Origin of the sequence: Shewanella sp. Actino-trap-3 (assembly GCF_002836275.1) — a bacterium.
GTDB classification, from domain to species: Bacteria; Pseudomonadota; Gammaproteobacteria; order Enterobacterales; family Shewanellaceae; genus Shewanella; species Shewanella psychromarinicola.
Genome location: NZ_PJCE01000001.1, coordinates 512,392 through 530,584, shown reverse-complemented (window position 1 = coordinate 530,584; position 18,193 = coordinate 512,392). Strand labels below are relative to the sequence as shown.

The window sequence follows — 18,193 nt, the reverse complement described above, 5'->3', positions numbered from 1 at the left end:
TAAATGCTTAAGCTTAATGACTTATTTATTGGATGCGAGTGAAAATAATGGAAAATGTTCAATCACAAAGCGTACAAATTGGTTATGATAAGAGGTCTCTTGTACAAAGACCCTTAATTAATCGAAATGGTGCTATGAAAACAGACGAACCCAATCCAATAGCAGATGAACTCGCTGCATTAATGATGAAAGTAGCTAACAATCGATGCAAAACCTCTTTTGCTAAGCTTTTTTCACATTTTTCCCCAAAAATTAATTCTTTTGGGGTTCAACGTTTAAGCACACAAGGCTTAGCCATGGACTTAGTACAAGAAACCATGACTCGAGTGTGGACCAAAGCTCATCTATACAACGTTGATAAAGCAGCGGTAAGTACTTGGGTGTTTACCATTATGCGCAATCAATGTTTTGATATGCTTCGTAAAGTACAACATAACCGCGAAGATTCATTCGGTGATGATATTTGGCCTTTATTTGAATCCGATGACGCTGAACATAATGATGAAGATTTTTTGTTATCGGCAACATTATTACAGCACGTGAAAGAGTTACCTCCTCTGCAGCGTCAAGTAGTCCAAGGCATCTATATGCAAGAGCTTACTCAGCAAGAGTTAGCAGACAAACTTAATATTCCAATCGGCACCGTTAAATCTCGGCTTCGACTAGGATTGGAAAAATTAAAAAGTTTTATGGAGAAACATTATGATTAATTACCACCCAGACCCGCATTTATTGTATCTCCATGCTAAAGGCGAACTTCCACTGTCTATGTCGATGGCAATCTCTGCTCACGCCGAATTTTGCCAACATTGCCAACAGCAAATCGATCAAATGACGATTACCTTGTCTGACCAGCAATTTAATACAACTGCGGCACCTCAATCGGTTGATAGCACTGATAATAATCAGCTAGATGCATTGCTTGCCCAGTTCTTGAATTCAACCTTAGATACCTTAGAAGCTGCGCAACCTAATATCGACAAGAGCATTGAAGATAACAGTGTCAGCATTAAAGGTCATCATTACCCACTGCCAAGAGTTTTTCGTAAAAAAATTAACGCTTCTTGGCAAGGTATTGGCAAAGTCAGTCGTTTACGACTCGATACCGGTGAGCCGCAAGCAAGAGCAAGCTTGTTACACATAGCTGCTAATGGTGAGATCCCTGAGCATACTCATAAAGGTGCAGAACTGACCTTACTACTCGCAGGAGAGTTCAGCGACTGTTACAACACTTATAAACCTGGTGATTTTATGTTGCTCGACAAAGAACATCAACATTCTCCTAAAACACTTGAAGGCTGTTTGTGTTATACCATTGTTGATGCCCCTTTATATTTTACTAAAGGCATAAGTAAGTTATTAAATCCAATTGGCGATTTACTTTATTAATCATTGGTTTATTAATTTAAAATCGTAATATCAAATGGGATAAACGGATAAATTCAGCCTATCTTCAGCTTATTAACAGTGAACTTAGCCTTTGTTTTGCTAGCAAGGTATATTGAATCATCAATTGCTGAAGTTCTGGGCCAATGCTACGCAGCTAGAGTCATAGGTGCTGTTTAATAAACGTTTATTATCCCGTTTTAAAGTTCCTTAGCTTAATTTGTTTCAGTAAACAAAATTAAGCTAGGGTGGTTTAAACATGATTAGTGCATAGCTGGGCTTACGTTGTTAACACCGTAAGGTAGAGCATAAGTGATGAGCATGCTCATATCTATTTTTACAAAATGCCCGCATCACAGGCTATTTTAAGTATAAACAACCGCTCAGGAGGCCGTATTGCCCATTTTTTAATCGAAATGAGCTTTAATTTGATTAAAATTTGAAAAAGACTATTGCCATATGCAAACACTCAGTATATTATCCATGCAGATTTAGTTTTCTTGTTAATTTTGGTTGCCTACCTGTAAGTCTGCTCAACTTCACTTCGTAAATAAACCCAAAACAAGCTTATGTTCATCGTTTTTGATTTTCAATTGATCTATGTTGATATGATAATTTCTATCCACGTAATCTTGCTGTCATAAAACTATGTTCAACTTACAAAATTAAGTGCCATTTGTATCAACTGCCTTAAGGTTATGTCACAACATCAATGTTGCAGACACAAAGTAGACCTTAATCAACTATTGACATAACAACACTTGATTAGTGAGTAAAAGATAGGGTAAGTTAAATCTCGAAACATTAATCTTTCGCAACACTAAAAAATGCCAAGGATATTTTATTGAACAATTGTCTCACCTAATGGTGAATATATAAAAAGGAGTGTGACCAATGTCATACAACATGAATGGACACGAAATCTCAGTTAGCTTCCCGGTTAATTCTATTTCGTCAAACAAAAACTCAATTGCTTTTACCGACAGCTTAGGTAAAAACAAAAAGACCTTTTCAAAGCGCATTGAAGCAATGAACTTCATGAAATGGTTAATCTCTGCAAATAAGTAATATCCCTAACGCTAAGCGTTAATCATTTGCTCTGGTATTTAATAAACTCATTTCTCGGTATTCTCCTCTCAATTACCGATGTTTATTAAAACAGAGCAAAATGAATTACTACTTTACGACTACTCCAGTTCAAACCTCAGTCGAATAAGAACAAAAAACCTAACGAAACTCACACAAAACCCATTTTATCAATGAGTTAATTTTCTTAATCGTCATAAATCTGACGAAAATTAGAGCGTGACTACGTTTTCGTTGTCATGAAGCGTTAATCGAATTTGAAAACTTTCGTAGATACCTTGGCAACATCGTTTTATTTCCTAATATCCCACCTTGATGTACATATAAAATAGCAGTATTAGTCAACGTATTAGTCTTCAAATAATGTTGTAATACTAAAAATCCGACAGGGTCATACAACAACTCAAATTCAATTCCAGACTGACATACGGTTTGCCACATATCAAAACAACGCCGCGATAATTTTCCAAAATGATATTTATGCCCATCACTAACAATGTGAGGATAATAAACTTCATCAATTAATTGTGAAAATTGCTGGCGTAAGTAATCATCACCGCCAACCGTGCTGCAGGTTAATACCTCAATAGTAAGTACTGGTGTTAATTGCAATTGAGCCAGCTGTTGTATTAGTTGCTTATTTAAATAAGCTGCCGTGGTGCCGGTACCAGAAGGTAAAAAAACCATGAGCTTAATTTGTTGTCTAATCTGAGCCCACTCAATAATTTCACTAGCAAGCTGCGCAATACCCGTTTCTGCGTATTCACAGCGCCCACCTTCAGGAATACACAGTAGATGTTGTTTATCGGCGTAAGTCGGGGTTGATAGCAGAATGTATTGCACAACATCATCTAAATGCATGCCGGCTATGTTATCGGCATATGGCAACTCAGCAACATTAATAATATTAGCCCCATTTTGTATCGCGGCAGCGTAATTGCCTTGGGGGTGTTGTAGTAAAAAATTGCTGATATGGCTAACGTAATAGTCAAATTGCCAGCCCTGCTGCTTAGCCAGCACCGATAATGAATACAAAGAGTTAGCTTGTGCAGAACCGGCCCCGACTAGGCGGGTTACATATGAATAATCATGATGCAAAAAATGATAAAACTTACGTGCTTTATTACCACTAAAATCAGGATGCAGTAAATCATCCCGCTTAATGTAGATGGTGTGGCCGTCAAAGTTCATCGACTCTACTGGGCTTATCGAAAACATGTCTTATCTCAATCAACTGTAATATGGGTATTTTAACTAAAAAATGATAATTCTCATCGATTCATTTGTATTAATTGTCAGACCTAACAGACACTCAATGTCGAAAATAACATTTAAACAATTAAAATCATAAGCTTATAACAATGGCATGATTCTCGCTTATATTAATTTATATTGACTCTTGATAGGAATGAAAATGTCACTTTTACGCTTAATCTTTAATATTGCTTGGTTTTTAATGGGTGGTTTTGTGATGGGCCTTGCTTGGTGGCTTGTGGGGGTACTGTGCTTTATCAGTATCATTGGCATCCCTTTTGGCAGAGCCTGTTTTGTTATTGGCGAATTAGCTTTTTGGCCATTTGGACAAGAAACGGTTAACCGCAAACACATTTCTGGCCAAGAAGATATTGGTACTGGCACGCTAGGCTTAGTGGGTAATGTGCTATGGTTTTTATGTTTTGGGATTTGGCTCGCTATTGGTCATTTAGTGCATGCATTAGCCTGTTTCATCACCATTATTGGGATCCCTTTTGCGATACAACACATTAAGTTGGCCTTGTTAAGTTTAACCCCTATCGGGCAAACTATTATCGCTAAACCCACTTATTAATAACATGTGAACTGCCGCTATTCTTAATTACCGATAGCCTAATGCTATCGGTTTTTATTTGCCTAATAGCATCGACAACCTTTAATTGCCATTGACGCATTTTGGGCACAAAAAAATTATTCAATCCCTTTAAGGACAGCTCAGACTAAATCGGCGCGATGACTTATAATCGTCTGAGCACTCAATGCTAATATCCCGATTAGTTAATCATCCGCCCTATTCCACCGAGTACTGAACCTTCACCTTGATCTTTACCGCCATTTGAAGGCGCATGAGCAATAATTCTATCAGCCATGCGAGAAAACGGTAAGCTTTGTAACCACACAGTCCCATGACCTTTTAAAGTGGCAAGAAACAGGCCTTCTCCGCCAAATACCATCGACTTTAAAGAGCCCGCACGCTGAATGTCATAATCAATCCCGGGAGTAAATCCAACTAAACAACCCGTATCGACCCGCAAGGTCTCACCATGCAATTCTTTTTTTATCAGTGTCCCACCCGCATGCACAAACGCCATGCCATCACCCTTAAGGCTTTGTAGGATAAATCCTTCACCACCAAAAAAACCGGTTCCTAAGCGCTTATTAAATTTCATGCTCACTTGCGTGCCTAAGGCTGCCGCTAAAAAACTGTCCTTTTGACAGATAAGTTCGCCTTGATGTTGAGCTAAGTCTATCGCCAAAATGGTGCCCGGAAACGGCGCCGCAAAAGCCACTTTTCGTTTCTGCTGGCCTTCATTGGTAAAGTGGGTCATAAAAATACCTTCACCGGAAATAGCCCGTTTCCCCGCACCAAGTAATTTACCAAAAAACCCAGATTCTGGCTCAGAGCCATCACCCATCTTGGCTTCAAAACCAATATCTTCTTCAACATAGGTCATGGCACCCGCTTCAGCAATCACAGACTCATTTGGGTCTAATTCAACTTCAACCAGCTGCATGCTAGAACCAATAATTTCAAAATCTACTTCATGACTTTTCATGCTTATTTTCATTCCCTAAAAATTTATTTAATGTTTGTAATCGCCTAACATCGATAAGGCATTGCTCGATACGTATTATTTAAGGTAACAAAATGATCGGCGATTTAACATAACAATATATCAACATTCTGGATCCACGTTGTATTATCTCTATGTTAGTTAATAGAATTATGCCAATGTTTACCCTAATCCGGCTCCACTTAACCCTGATTGTTGTTGCTGTTGATATCGAGCAAATTCTTGCAGAATAAGCTCGGTAAATAGTTGCCCTGCTCGCCCCAGCGGACGTTCAAGTGTGGACACTAATTGCGGTGTAAAACTAAAGCGGTTACCACCAATAAAATCAATCTCGATCAGTTGCCCTTGATGTAATTCTTCAGCAATTAAAAAATCCGGCATCCAACCAAAACCTAGACCTTTTAGTAAGGCATTTTTTTTCATAATAAAACCTGACAAATAAAATACTTTATCGCCGCCAAACTGCATTTCATCGCGGTCACGTTTACCAGGAGATGAATCTTCAATGGTTAACTCAACATGTTGTTGTAACTCGGGCAAACTAATGCCTTTTAACTGACTTAATGGATGTTGTGATGACGCCACTAGCACGCTGGTAATCGCAGGTAACGGTTTAGGATGATACGAGGGGCCAGTACGATAATCCTTGACCAACATTAAGTCTGCTTGGTCGCGCTCAAAACGATGCTGTACGCCGCCTAAAAACTCCATGTTAAGCTGCACTTTAGTGGGTATATTGTGTTCTGACATGCGCTTAAGCGCGGTCATGATCGGTTCCATCGGTAAAGCACCGTCTATCACTAACTCAAGCTTAGGCTCCCACCCCTGACTAAAACGACTGGCCAGATGTTCAATATTGGCTAAATGCTGCAGTAATCGTTGCCCTTCAGCCAGAATAACCTTGCCTTCGGGGGTTAATTCGGCGCGATAATTATCGCGGTTAAATAATGTGACCCCAAGATGTTGCTCTAATTTTTTAACTTGATAGCTCACCGCCGATTGCGCTTTATGTAATCGCTCAGAAGCTTTCGAAAAACTTCCTTCTTCAACAAGCACTTGCAGTACATTAAAGGCATCAATATCTATTCGCATAAGATTTCCACTGTCTCATTATTCGTACACTAAATGTAAAGTTAACATAACAATCTAATAAATAGATTGAGTTAAGCTTTTTATTATTCTTTTTTTTGTTGATCTTTACCACTAAATTGTTAGTTAGATCACAAATTGATTTACCCAATGCGATTAGGCCATAACAACAATCAATACCAATCGTATTACAGACATCACGACACTCACAGTCGATCCACCATAGGACAACCACATGCCATTCTATGTTAAGCAAGGTCAGATCCCGACCAAACGCCATATTGCCTTCGAAAAAGACAACGGTGAGCTGTATCGTGAAGAATTATTTTCAACTCATGGCTTTTCGAATATTTATTCGAATAAATACCATCACAATATGCCAACCAAAGCGATAAACGTTCAACCTTACTCGCTATCTCATGGTGAACAATGGCAAGACCCACTGATCCAAAATTACAAAATAGACTCGCGCCAAGCCGACTGCCAAGGCAACTTTTTCAGCGCCCGTAATAAAATCTTTTTCAATAATGACGTGGCGATGTATACCGCTAAAGTCACTGAAGACACCAATGCGTTTTATCGCAATGCCTATGCTGACGAAGTGGTGTTTATTCACGAGGGTGAAGGACAACTACTCAGTGAATATGGAGTGATTAACACCCAAAAATGGGATTACCTAATTATTCCTCGCGGGACAACTTACCAGCTGAGATTTAACGATTATCAAAATGTGCGTTTATTTGTTATCGAATCATCGTCCATGGTGGAAGTGCCAAAGCATTTTAGAAACGAATATGGCCAAATGTTGGAGTCTGCTCCTTACTGTGAACGAGACATTCGTACGCCAACCTTGACTGATGCAGTGGTTGAAAAAGGTGAGTTTCCGTTAATGTGTAAATTCGGTGAGCGCTACCAAGAAATGACACTTCAATGGCATCCATTTGACTTAGTCGGCTGGGATGGGTGTGTGTATCCATGGGCATTCAACATTAGCGAATATGCCCCTAAAGTGGGTAAAATTCATTTGCCGCCGTCAGAGCATTTAGTCTTCAGCGCACATAACTTTGTTATTTGTAATTTTGTGCCACGTCCTTATGACTTTCACCCTAAATCGATTCCTGCACCTTATTACCATAACAACATCGACAGCGATGAAGTCTTGTATTACGTCGACGGCGATTTTATGAGCCGCACTGGCATTGAAGCGGGTTACATGACCTTACACCAAAAAGGGGTGCCACATGGGCCTCAACCTGGTCGCACAGAAGCCTCTATCGGCAAAAAAGACACCTACGAATATGCGGTGATGGTCGATACCTTCGCCCCACTAAATTTAACCTCTCATGTTAAAAATTGCATGAGTGATGATTACAACCGCTCTTGGTTAGAAAACTAAGATCACATTTATCTCTACCCCAAGTCACCTAAGAGTGATGACGTGTTGACATAAAATAGAGGAAGACAAAATGGCAAGCGAACTAAACCCACTGGGCCTGTTAGGCATTGAATTCACCGAATTTGCCAGTCCAGATACTGAATATATGCACCAAGTATTTATTGATTTTGGTTTTTCAATGCTAAAAAAAGCCAAAGATAATGACATTGTTTACTATAAACAAAACGACATTAACTTTTTATTGAATAAAGGCCGTGCAGGCTTTTCTGCTCAATTTGCAAAATCTCATGGTCCGGCAATTTGTTCCATGGGTTGGCGCGTTGAAGATGCTAACTTTGCCTTTACAGAAGCGGTAGCTCGTGGTGCAAAACCCGCAGATGATGCCAATAAAGACATGCCATACCCGGCCATTTACGGTATTGGTGACAGCTTAATTTACTTTATCGACACCTTTGGTGAACAAAACAATATTTATCAAACTGACTTTGTCGATTTAGAGCAACCTGTCATCACGCCTGAGAAAGGCTTTATGGAGGTCGACCATTTGACCAACAATGTCTACAAAGGCACCATGGAAAAGTGGGCTAACTTTTATAAAGATATTTTTGGTTTTACCGAGGTACGTTATTTTGATATTAGTGGTGCGCAAACATCGCTTGTGTCTTATGCGCTTCGTTCTCCAGATGGCAGCTTCTGCATTCCAATTAACGAAGGTAAAGGCAATAACAAAAATCAAATTGATGAATATTTGGGTGAATACAATGGCCCTGGCGTTCAACATCTGGCGTTCAGAAGTCGTGATATTGTCGCCTCATTAGATGCAATGGAAGATACCTCAATCCAAACACTGGATATTATTCCTGAATATTACGACACCATTTTTGAGAAGTTGCCACAGGTGACAGAAGATCACGATCGTATCAAGCACCATCAGATTTTGGTTGATGGTGATGAAGATGGGTATTTATTACAAATTTTCACCAAAAACTTATTTGGGCCAATCTTCATTGAAATCATTCAGCGTAAAAATAACCTCGGCTTTGGTGAAGGTAATTTTAAAGCGTTATTTGAATCCATTGAACGCGATCAAATCAAGCGCGGCGTGCTCTAGTTTTTAGACACTCAGTGATACATAAAAACCAGCAAAATGCTGGTTTTTATCATTTTAGCCTATTACACTCTGCCATCTATTTCGTTAACCAAAGAATTTTTCAATGCCAGATTACGCTGTACTCGCCGTTTTTATTCCGACGTTCTTTTTTGTATCAATCACTCCGGGTATGTGCATGACGTTAGCCATGACCCTAGGCATGAGTATTGGCGTGCGAAAAACGTTGTGGATGATGTTGGGTGAATTAGTGGGCGTGGCCTTGGTCGCCATTGCAGCAGTACTTGGGGTTGCCAGCATCATGCTAAATTACCCGCAATTGTTCGACATTCTTAAGTGGGTTGGTGGTGCGTACCTTGGCTACATTGGCATTAATATGTGGCGCGCTAAAGGCAAAATGGCCATCATCACTGGCCTTGAAGTGAAAACCAGTCGCATCAGTTTAATCAGCCAAGGATTTATTACCGCGATTGCCAACCCCAAAGGTTGGGCGTTTATGATTTCGTTATTACCGCCATTTATCAATGTCGATAATGCCGTAGGACCACAACTGGCGGTATTACTCGGTATTATTATGATAACCGAAAGCGTCTCTATGCTAGCTTATGCTAGTGGCGGTAAAAGCTTACGACTATTTCTAAGCCGGGGAGATAACATTCGCTTAATGAACCGTATCGCGGGAAGCTTAATGGTACTTGTTGGGATCTGGTTAGCACTAGGCTAACCCATACTGAACGACTCTATTTATCATTTATCATTAGTCTTATACGGCAGTTGTTCGCACATTTGCTGCATATAAATATCAATGTGTGATTGCTCTTGCTCACAAAAATGGCCAATTGCCTCATTAAAGCCTTCATGGGCAATAAAATGGCTTGAGGTGGTTTTAACCGGGAAAAATCCTCGAGCCACCTTATGTTCACCTTGGGCACCTGCATCAAATACCGCTAATTTGTTGGCGATGGCGTACTCTATTCCTTGGTAGTAACAGGCTTCAAAATGCACCCCATCACATTCGGTTAATGCTCCCCAATAGCGGCCAAATAAATGCGTACCTGAAACAAAGTACAGTGCCGATGCGACTAATTGTCCTTCAATATTTTCAATCATTAATAACCGTATTGACGCTCCCATCGTTGCCGCTATCTGTTCAAAGAAAGCTGGCGATAAATAACCTGTGTGACCAGAACGCTTTAAATAAGTATTTTGATAACAGCGAACAAAACCCTGCCACTGTTCACTAGTGGCCTTGTCGCCATCAACAAAGCGAAACGCTAGCTGTTGTCTTGCTAAGGTTCGCTCTTTGAGGATGTTTTTACGTTTACGAGAGGTTAATGTACCAAGAAAGTCCGTAAAATCAACGTAACCTTGGTTGTGCCAATGAAACTGGCAACCAACCCGTTCCATTACCCCGGCTTGTGTCAACTGTTGCTGTTGATCGGGCGTGGTGAATAAACAATGCCAAGATGACCAATTGTGTTTAATTACCGCTTGCGACAAGTAAGTTTGAATATGGCCAATAAGCTGTTGCTGCTCGAGGGTTGAAAGCTCGGAATTGAAGCCTATACGCTGACCCGTTGTGGGTGTAAATGGAATGCTGCTCACCAGTTTTGGATAATAGTCTATATTATGGCGCTCATACGCTTCAGCCCAAGCCCAATCAAACACATACTCGCCCCAAGAATGAGTTTTAAGATAGAGCGGCATCAATGCCATAACATTATCCGCATCCATCACCATAAGGTGCATAGGTGTCCAGCCCGTTTCGGCGCTAACACATCGGCTCATTTCGAGTGCAGATAAATATTCATAACGTGTAAAAGGATGTTCCACGCCAAAAAAGTCATGCCATACTTTACTGTCTATATCACTAATATTGTTAATAAACTTATATTTATAAACTCGTGCTTGTGTTTTTTTCACCCACACTGTCCCTATTATCAATAATGCTCTAGGCCTAAAAACTCATACCAATTATTGCTCTCATGTGGCATGTTCTATCACAGTATCTTCTCAATACACACCAAGGATTGATCGTGACTCGACTCCCTAAATTAACACCGCTTTTTTTGAGCACCGCATTAACACTGACACTTTGTTATCCTGCGCTTCATATTGCTGACAGCCAAGCAAACGAAACATCCATTTTTAGTGAAATGGCAACGGCTCAGCCAATCTATGCTAAGCATGGCATGGTTTCAAGCCAAGAAGCATTAGCAAGTCAAATTGGCGTTGATATTTTGAAACAAGGAGGTAATGCCGTTGATGCTGCTGTGGCAGTGGCATACGCGCTTGCAGTGACATTACCTCGTGCGGGTAATATTGGTGGTGGCGGTTTTATGCTGGTGCATATAGCGGAGCAAAATAAAACCATTGCCATCGATTACCGTGAAACCGCACCGGCAAAAGCCTATAAAGATATCTTCCTTGATGAGCAAGGCAATGCCGTCGATAAACTCAGTCGTGAACATGGTTTAGCCGTTGGTGTTCCTGGCACCGTGATGGGGATGGAACTTGCGTTAACGCAATATGGCACCATGAGCATGAAACAGGTTATTGCCCCTGCCATGAAGTTAGCCATAGACGGTATTTCGGTAACCTCTGATTTATCAAACTCTCTTAGTGGCCTTAAGTCACGGATCACCCAATGGCCGAGTTCAGCAGAAATTTTCTACCATGCTGACGGTAGTAATTACCAAGTCAATGAGATCTTTAAACAACCAGAATTAGCCCATTCATTATCGTTAATCGCAGAAAAAGGCAGTAAAGGATTTTATCAAGGCGAAACCGCGGAAAAAATTGTTACTGCGGTTACCAATGCCGGCGGCATGATGAGTCTTACGGATCTTGCTAACTATAAAGTCGTTGAACGTGAGCCTGTACGAGGTCATTACCGTGGTTATGAAGTGGTCTCTATGCCACCACCTTCTTCAGGCGGCATTCATATTATCGAAATGCTCAAAGTACTCGAGCAATTCCCCATTGATAAATTAGGCCACAATAGCGCAGATACTTTGCATCTTATGGCCGAAACCATGAAATATGCCTATGCTGATCGTAGTGAGTATTTAGGCGACCCAGATTTTGTCTCAGTCCCCATGAAACAATTGATAAGCCCTGAATACGCTAAAAATATAGCCAGTAAAATATCCATTAATAAAACCACACCCAGCAGCGAAATTAAACCCGGAAAACTGGCTCCATATGAGAGCGATCAAACCACTCACTTTTCGATTATCGATAAATGGGGCAATGCGGTTGCTAATACTTATACCCTTAACTTCAGTTATGGCTCAGGCCTAGTCGCTAAAGGTACGGGTATGTTATTAAACAATGAAATGGATGACTTTTCGGCTAAACCCGGTACACCTAATGGTTATGGGTTAATTGGTGGTGAAGCTAATGCAGTAGAAGGCAATAAACGTCCTCTTAGCTCAATGAGCCCAACGATCGTGATGAAAGATGGTAAGCCATATATTGTCACCGGCAGCCCAGGTGGTTCGCGCATTATTAATATTACCCTACAAATGATCATGAACGTCATCGATCATAAATTGAATATTGCGGAAGCGACAGCCGCTGCGCGTATGCATCATCAATGGCTACCCGACTTTATTTGGGTAGAACATACATTAAATCGCGATACCATTTCATTACTTGAAGCAAAAGGTCACAAAGTCAAAGTAGGAAATGCGATGGGCAGTACCCAATCAATAATGATGACAGAACAAGGTCTTTTTGGGGCGTCAGATCCAAGACGTTCAGGTTCTGCCGCCATCGGTTACTAAAATGCTCAGTATTTACCTATAAAAATGATAGCGGTTTTTATTAATCTAAAGCCGCTATCATTAATGACAAATAACCAGAACAAATAACCAGAACAAATAAGTTATAGCTCAACTCGGTCTTTGTTGGATTAATTTGACTTAAGATAAATAGCTTAATAATAATTTTATGACTCTAACAATCCTATTAATTCTGACCATATATACACTCGCCATGATCAACCATCACTAAAACACAAATATATTGAATAATGACAACGAGTTCGACAATAAAGAAATCTCGAAAGATCTGCGGGTATGAGTCATAAGCATTTTAATGCAGTAAGCATTAGTTTTCATTCGCAGGGTTAAGTGCCGTGGTTGGCTCAATATTAATGGCGTTAGTGATAACGTCGGCTGCAGTTGAATCAGTGGCTGTTGCGACTGCCTCTTTTGGCATAACACTTGATGGGCTTAGCATATACCTAGCTAACCATGCGGTAAGTGGAATAGTCAGTACAATACCGACGCTGCCCGCGAGCGCATGGATAATTGCCAATGCGATAACCGGGGTATTGATAAACTGAGTCAGAGGCATGTCTAAACCCCAAACCATCATAATCGTGGTGAGAGAGCTGCCTGCAAAAGCCAAGATTAACGTATTCGTCATGGTGCCCATGATATCTCTACCAATATTCATACTAGCCCGCATCAACTGAGTTGGTGAGAGTTTTGGGTCGGTAATCCTAAGCTCGTTGTAAGCAGAGGCAATGGAGATGGCTACGTCCATAACCGCACCTAATGCCGATATCATAATGGCGACGAACATTAACCAGCGCACCTGCAGTACTTGATTGGATATATAGATAACATCCTCACCTTTATCTAGGTATATACCCGACAGGTGGGCAAATTCCCCGAAGACTTGCGCCATGATGCCTGCTGCAATAACCCCCAACAAGGTGCCACCCATAGCGCAAAAACTTTTGCGGTTATAACCTGAAACTAAGATAAAATTAACCACGATTTTGATACCCATCAACATAATGGTGATAGGCACCGGATTAAATCCTGCGAAGATGCTAGGTATAAGCACCCCTATAATAAGCGCCGCGGTAAAGTAAAGTGACACGATTGAGTGAAATCCCTCTTTCTTACCAAAGGAGAGTAGTAGCAGTACAAAGGAAAATCCCATCCAATAGATGGCCGTTGAGCGCTTGTGGTTGTAAGCCCAATAGACTTTCTCTCGTCCGGTAATACGGATCATCATGATAAAGACATCACCTTGCTCAACCAGCACGTTGTGTTGGCGGCTAAGAGGATTTTGAATTTCGACTATCTTACCGGTTTCTGGACCTTCTAATATTTCCGCATTAAAGACTTGTTTACCCGTTAATATCGAAGGCACCCTGAGATCGGGTGCCAGTTCGTTGCTCACAACATCGGTCACTCTGGCTTCAACAAAACTCTGCTGCAATGATGATTTTGCTTTAAAGTTTTCACTCAAGCTGGGGGATAAATAAAATATCATAGTTGAGATAAGGGTGATTAGGATGGCAAAGCGGTAGTCTTTTAACATAGGCAGTCTTTCATTAAAAAGCCTCAATAAAGTGAGTATGGTTAATATCAATTCAATTACATTTAGATTTAACAATAGGTTTTGTTAACAAGGACGTTCTTTAAAGCTTATTGCTAAACGTTAATGTATTTCTGTAACTTTTGAAGCGAGTGTTATTTAGAGCTAGAGCGGATAAAGACCCGTTGCCGGGCCTTTATAAATGGCATTTTTAAATTATGGAGCTTCTACACAACCTTCATATACTTTATCTTGATCTGCATTATCCTTGTTAGGATTAGCAAAGTAGCTAGAAGCATCGTTGAAGTTTACTGAGTGAAGGATCCCTGGATATTTAGGGTTTTCTGGATCAATCTTGACACAGATTTCCTTATTCACAAGCTGAGTCCAAAGTGCTTGACCAGCGCCTTTATCAGTACGAGCGAGTGTAATGGCACCATTGGCTTGGTACTGCTTAAACTCCCAGTTGTTGTTGATGTAATCTCCAGCATTAACCGCCTTATTGGTTAGAACGAATCCAGTTAGCATGTCACGAATGGCGTAAGTAGTTTCGTTGACAGAGTCGTAGAATTTATCTTCTCCAGTGTCAGACACCCAACCATATTTCTTCACTTGAGAACCGTAACGGTAACTGTTAAGTGCTAATTTATAAGTTGCATTAGAATCAAATGGCTCACCATTGATTTCAGAAATATCAATGCGGCTACCTTCATTGGTGACCTTATAATTCTCGTCCATGGTGAGTACATCACCAGTGAGATCGACCACGAAGTTAATCTTGCCATCGAACTGATCATAGTTATATGACTTCGCGCCCTTACGGAATGAGACCGTAATGTCACCATCCTTGTATGGGTTGAAATAGCTGTATGACCATTCCATATAGCGTTTTAGATTTTCACCAGTAATATTGACACCTATTAAGGTGTTATCGTACTTGTACAAACGGGTAGAATCTTTCTTAGCGTAATCTTGATCGTCAATAAGGTTTGAACCATCAGAGAATAGCGATGCAGCCGAAATATCAGCGCCTGATTCTTGTAACTGAATCGCGTTGATGAAATCCATTAGCGGGGTATCTTGTACTTTGGCTGTATGGATAGTGGTATAGAGTCTGCCTACCTCGTTATTGATATCTTCATGAACCGCTTCATCAGCGCCGCCACCAGGGGTAAACACACCGACGACTTTACCAATCACTTCCTGCGCGTCAGTTTTAGCCATATCATCGACATATTGATACTGCGCACTTATATCGGTATCTTGCTCAATATTATATGTAGAAATATTCGCGAGTGTGGTATCCACCATCTCCCACTTGCCAGCAGCGTTCTTTTTAAGTTTGATATCAGCTTTGGCTAACGCAGAGCCCCATTTACCGGGTTCGATAATCTTAACGCTGTTTGTGCGATTAGATTCATCATAAACACCCGCAAGGGTTTTATCTTCAGCGGAGTGTTTTCCTTCTGCCGAAATATCTTGAGTAACAATATCGGCCCCAACCTCACTTTTAGTGATACTTTCAATATAGGTTGCGTGCTCGTGGCCTGCGATAATAACATCAAATTGATCTGCCATTGCAGCGGCAATTTTGTAAACGCCAGTGCCGCCACCAGAAGTTCTGCCTAGGTGGAAAGCACCAACAATAACATCAGGGTGGTGCTTTGCTATCAATGTATCAACAGCCGCTTGGGTTGATGCTAATTCTTCATCAAACTTAAGACCTTTGAAGTGATCCGGAGCAGAAGCTTCCCAATTGGGTATATTTGAAGGTGTTAGACCTACAATAGCCACTTTAGCGCCGTCGACTTCAAATACTTGAAAAGAGCGGATGTAATTAGTGCTGCTCTCTTCCCACTTGATGTTGCTTGATACCACGGCACCGTTGAAGTGAGCAAGGTTACGATCAATAAACTCTCTTTCAAAGTTGAATTCGTGGTTGCCAGGAACCCATAAATCATAATCTAAGGCGTTAAGTGTTGAAACAACCGGATGGGTTGGATGATCATTGAATAGCTGTGCAGAGTTACCTTGAACGGTATCACCGATATCAATCAAGATCATGTTGCTGGTTTTGGCTTTTTCTTCTTTAAGTAGAGTGGCTATACGTGTTAGGCCTGCATCTTTGTCTTCACCATCGATAGCATAGTCATAACCAAAGAGACGCCCGTGTAAATCGGATGTCGCAGCGATGGTAATCGTCACTTCACTAACATCTTGAATTGCACTTTTTACGATGATATCGGGTGTATTTGATAACGTCTTACCTTCAGCAACCGTAGACGAAATAGCACTATCTATCGGTTTATCTACGTAAACAATCTCGTCATCACCATTACAAGCGGTTAGTCCAAGTGCAGCAGAAATCACTACCGCTAATACTTTCTTATTTAACATATACATTACTCTTAAATTTGTCATTTAACCCCAGAAGACAATCCCTTCTGCCCTTTGTCAGCCTATTGTAATTATCCGTTTGACGTATTGTTCGCCATAGCTGACTAGTGTTCGAGTATAAGAACGTCACGCTTAAATAACGTGATATAGTGCAAACACTCTAATTAATGGGAGTGGCTGGATCACAATTCTGCAATCCATTTTGGAATATCGGATAAAAACAAAGCAGTAAATATTTTGAATTAGGCATTGACTTAGTCAAACGCCAAATTGAAGAAAAATTGACCATGATTCATGAAAAATCAAGCACTAAAGCACATCCTACCTGCGACAATGCGAATAAATAAGCCTTCGTTGAAGCTGAAGATAACTTACGTGTCGCGGTTGAAATCGAACACAAGAGCACTATCGAGTCCTTAACCCAACCTATTGGCGTTGTTGTGGCAAGCATGTAATGGTTTTTAACCTTGGTACACGATGACCCAAGAGATCAAGTTCTCTCTAATGCTCAAATAACACGAGCGCAGTTCAAGGCCGGAGGACGTTATGTTGAAGGCGATACAAGCCAATAGGTACAAAAAGAGGAAGGTGATCTGTCTTACAAGAACGTGACTTAGCGACAATATCATTTGTCGTGGCATCAAATAATACTGTGCGTTTAGGGCGGATTTTCTGGTACCCGTTCTGACCACATAGTGCTTGAACGACCAGATACCAACCATGATGCATGATCACATGATATGACTAAGCAATCACAACCAAATGCAATTGGCGGATATGATGCTATGGTTGACCCATCAGCTAATTATAACGGGGGTTTTAACACTATCGACAATGCAACTATTACATTAGACATTCGTTTTGAAACCCAAGACAGCGATGTTGCTGACAAGTTTGTTAGTAATAATCAACAAGGCTAAATGGCGAAGTGACCGAAAACGGCTGACGTTTTAGCCAGCTTTGCAATCTATAGGATTGATTTAACCACTGCCTCGGTAGCAAAACGGTCTGTTTAAACCTATAAAAAAGCGCGTTATGCGCCTTTTTATTTTTGTGGCCTCACAACCTAGCCCCAACAACTCTCGTTCAAACAACTATTGTTCAAACAATTTGGCCATTTTTTTAATATGCACTAATGACACTTGATGTTGGTTTCGTTGCGCACAAAGTTGTTGATGCTTATCGTCATTTGGATGTCCCACCAGCACTAGGCTAACCTTATACCCTAACGCTTTCGCAGCCGCCTCGTAAGCCATAAACTCCCACTTCGCGATATTGGTATTATCACAAATAACCATAGGCTCATTACGCGCTAGCGCCTGAATAAATGCCGTTAAATTAGCCTGATGATATTGCGCTAATTTTTGCGGAATAAAGCGATATTTCCCTTGCTGATAAAAATAGCTATCTGTTGAGAACAGGCCATACTGACGGATATGAATCGCCTGTTCAACGCCTTGAGAAACAATAAATTGTTCAACCCAATATGACTTACCACTGCCTGGTAGGCCCCGCATAATAATCACTAACTTGGTTTGGATGGCATCTCCAGCAATCGAATCA

General features: G+C 40.7%; 16 protein-coding genes. 9 read left to right on the top strand and 7 right to left on the bottom strand.

Features of this window, described 5'->3' with window-relative positions; genetic code table 11:
* The first annotated feature begins 47 nt into the window (after window positions 1–47).
* From CXF80_RS02330 to CXF80_RS20240, 3 genes are all read left to right on the top strand, one after another.
* Window positions 48–710, top strand: coding sequence for a sigma-70 family RNA polymerase sigma factor (locus CXF80_RS02330; protein ID WP_101030861.1), 663 nt, complete (start codon window positions 48–50; stop codon window positions 708–710).
* A complete protein-coding gene (locus CXF80_RS02325) occupies window positions 703–1,389 on the top strand; it encodes a ChrR family anti-sigma-E factor (RefSeq protein ID WP_101030859.1) in 687 nt (228 codons plus the stop codon). Before CXF80_RS02330 ends, CXF80_RS02325 begins: the two co-directional genes overlap by 8 nt.
* 891 nt (window positions 1,390–2,280) lie before the next feature.
* A complete protein-coding gene (locus tag CXF80_RS20240) occupies window positions 2,281–2,454 on the top strand; it encodes a hypothetical protein (RefSeq protein WP_164839471.1) in 174 nt (57 codons plus the stop codon).
* A gap of 255 nt (window positions 2,455–2,709) precedes the next feature.
* On the opposite strand, the gene CXF80_RS02320 is transcribed toward CXF80_RS20240, so the two are convergent.
* A complete protein-coding gene (locus CXF80_RS02320) occupies window positions 2,710–3,690 on the bottom strand; it encodes a 1-aminocyclopropane-1-carboxylate deaminase (protein WP_101030857.1) in 981 nt (326 codons plus the stop codon).
* 196 nt (window positions 3,691–3,886) lie between these two features.
* Here CXF80_RS02320 and CXF80_RS02315 point away from each other — a divergent pair, with 196 nt between their 5' ends.
* Entirely contained in the window at window positions 3,887–4,300 is a 414-nt protein-coding gene (locus CXF80_RS02315; protein WP_101030855.1) for a YccF domain-containing protein, read from the top strand.
* 199 nt (window positions 4,301–4,499) lie between these two features.
* On the opposite strand, the gene CXF80_RS02310 is transcribed toward CXF80_RS02315, so the two are convergent.
* Together CXF80_RS02310 and CXF80_RS02305 are read right to left on the bottom strand one after the other, a co-directional pair.
* On the bottom strand, window positions 4,500–5,288 hold the full coding sequence (locus CXF80_RS02310) for a TIGR00266 family protein (protein WP_101034647.1): 789 nt from the start codon (window positions 5,286–5,288) through the stop codon (window positions 4,500–4,502).
* A 174-nt stretch (window positions 5,289–5,462) separates the two neighbouring features.
* The gene (locus tag CXF80_RS02305) at window positions 5,463–6,392 is read right to left on the bottom strand and encodes a LysR family transcriptional regulator (protein WP_101030852.1); all 930 of its coding nucleotides are present in this window, start codon (window positions 6,390–6,392) and stop codon (window positions 5,463–5,465) included.
* Between the two features lie 232 nt (window positions 6,393–6,624).
* On the opposite strand from CXF80_RS02305, the gene CXF80_RS02300 reads away from it, so the two are divergent.
* The 3 genes from CXF80_RS02300 to CXF80_RS02290 all read left to right on the top strand — a co-directional run bounded on the left by CXF80_RS02300 (window position 6,625) and on the right by CXF80_RS02290 (window position 9,617).
* The gene (locus CXF80_RS02300) at window positions 6,625–7,785 is read left to right on the top strand and encodes a homogentisate 1,2-dioxygenase (protein ID WP_101030850.1); all 1,161 of its coding nucleotides are present in this window, start codon (window positions 6,625–6,627) and stop codon (window positions 7,783–7,785) included.
* A gap of 70 nt (window positions 7,786–7,855) precedes the next feature.
* A complete protein-coding gene (gene hppD / locus CXF80_RS02295) occupies window positions 7,856–8,896 on the top strand; it encodes a 4-hydroxyphenylpyruvate dioxygenase (protein ID WP_101030847.1) in 1,041 nt (346 codons plus the stop codon).
* 103 nt (window positions 8,897–8,999) lie between these two features.
* Window positions 9,000–9,617, top strand: coding sequence for a LysE family translocator (locus tag CXF80_RS02290; RefSeq protein WP_101030845.1), 618 nt, complete (start codon window positions 9,000–9,002; stop codon window positions 9,615–9,617).
* Between the two features lie 23 nt (window positions 9,618–9,640).
* On the opposite strand, the gene CXF80_RS02285 is transcribed toward CXF80_RS02290, so the two are convergent.
* A complete protein-coding gene (locus CXF80_RS02285) occupies window positions 9,641–10,816 on the bottom strand; it encodes a GNAT family N-acetyltransferase (RefSeq protein ID WP_101030843.1) in 1,176 nt (391 codons plus the stop codon).
* A gap of 113 nt (window positions 10,817–10,929) precedes the next feature.
* Here CXF80_RS02285 and ggt point away from each other — a divergent pair, with 113 nt between their 5' ends.
* Window positions 10,930–12,681, top strand: a complete 1,752-nt coding sequence (ggt, locus tag CXF80_RS02280) for a gamma-glutamyltransferase (RefSeq protein ID WP_101030841.1) — start codon at window positions 10,930–10,932, stop codon at window positions 12,679–12,681.
* 325 nt (window positions 12,682–13,006) lie between these two features.
* On the opposite strand, the gene CXF80_RS02275 is transcribed toward ggt, so the two are convergent.
* Window positions 13,007–14,236 (bottom strand): YibE/F family protein, encoded by a 1,230-nt coding sequence (locus CXF80_RS02275; RefSeq protein WP_101030839.1) that lies wholly within the window; start codon window positions 14,234–14,236, stop codon window positions 13,007–13,009.
* Between the two features lie 213 nt (window positions 14,237–14,449).
* Window positions 14,450–16,630, bottom strand: a complete 2,181-nt coding sequence (locus CXF80_RS02270; RefSeq protein ID WP_232772020.1) for a bifunctional metallophosphatase/5'-nucleotidase — start codon at window positions 16,628–16,630, stop codon at window positions 14,450–14,452.
* A gap of 740 nt (window positions 16,631–17,370) precedes the next feature.
* On the opposite strand from CXF80_RS02270, the gene CXF80_RS02265 reads away from it, so the two are divergent.
* The gene (locus CXF80_RS02265) at window positions 17,371–17,550 is read left to right on the top strand and encodes a hypothetical protein (RefSeq protein WP_101030835.1); all 180 of its coding nucleotides are present in this window, start codon (window positions 17,371–17,373) and stop codon (window positions 17,548–17,550) included.
* A gap of 174 nt (window positions 17,551–17,724) precedes the next feature.
* Here CXF80_RS02265 and CXF80_RS02260 read toward each other — a convergent pair whose 3' ends face one another.
* Window positions 17,725–18,171: an AAA family ATPase gene (locus CXF80_RS02260; protein WP_101034646.1), complete on the bottom strand. Its 447-nt coding sequence runs from the start codon at window positions 18,169–18,171 to the stop codon at window positions 17,725–17,727.
* Window positions 18,172–18,193 lie beyond the last annotated feature (22 nt).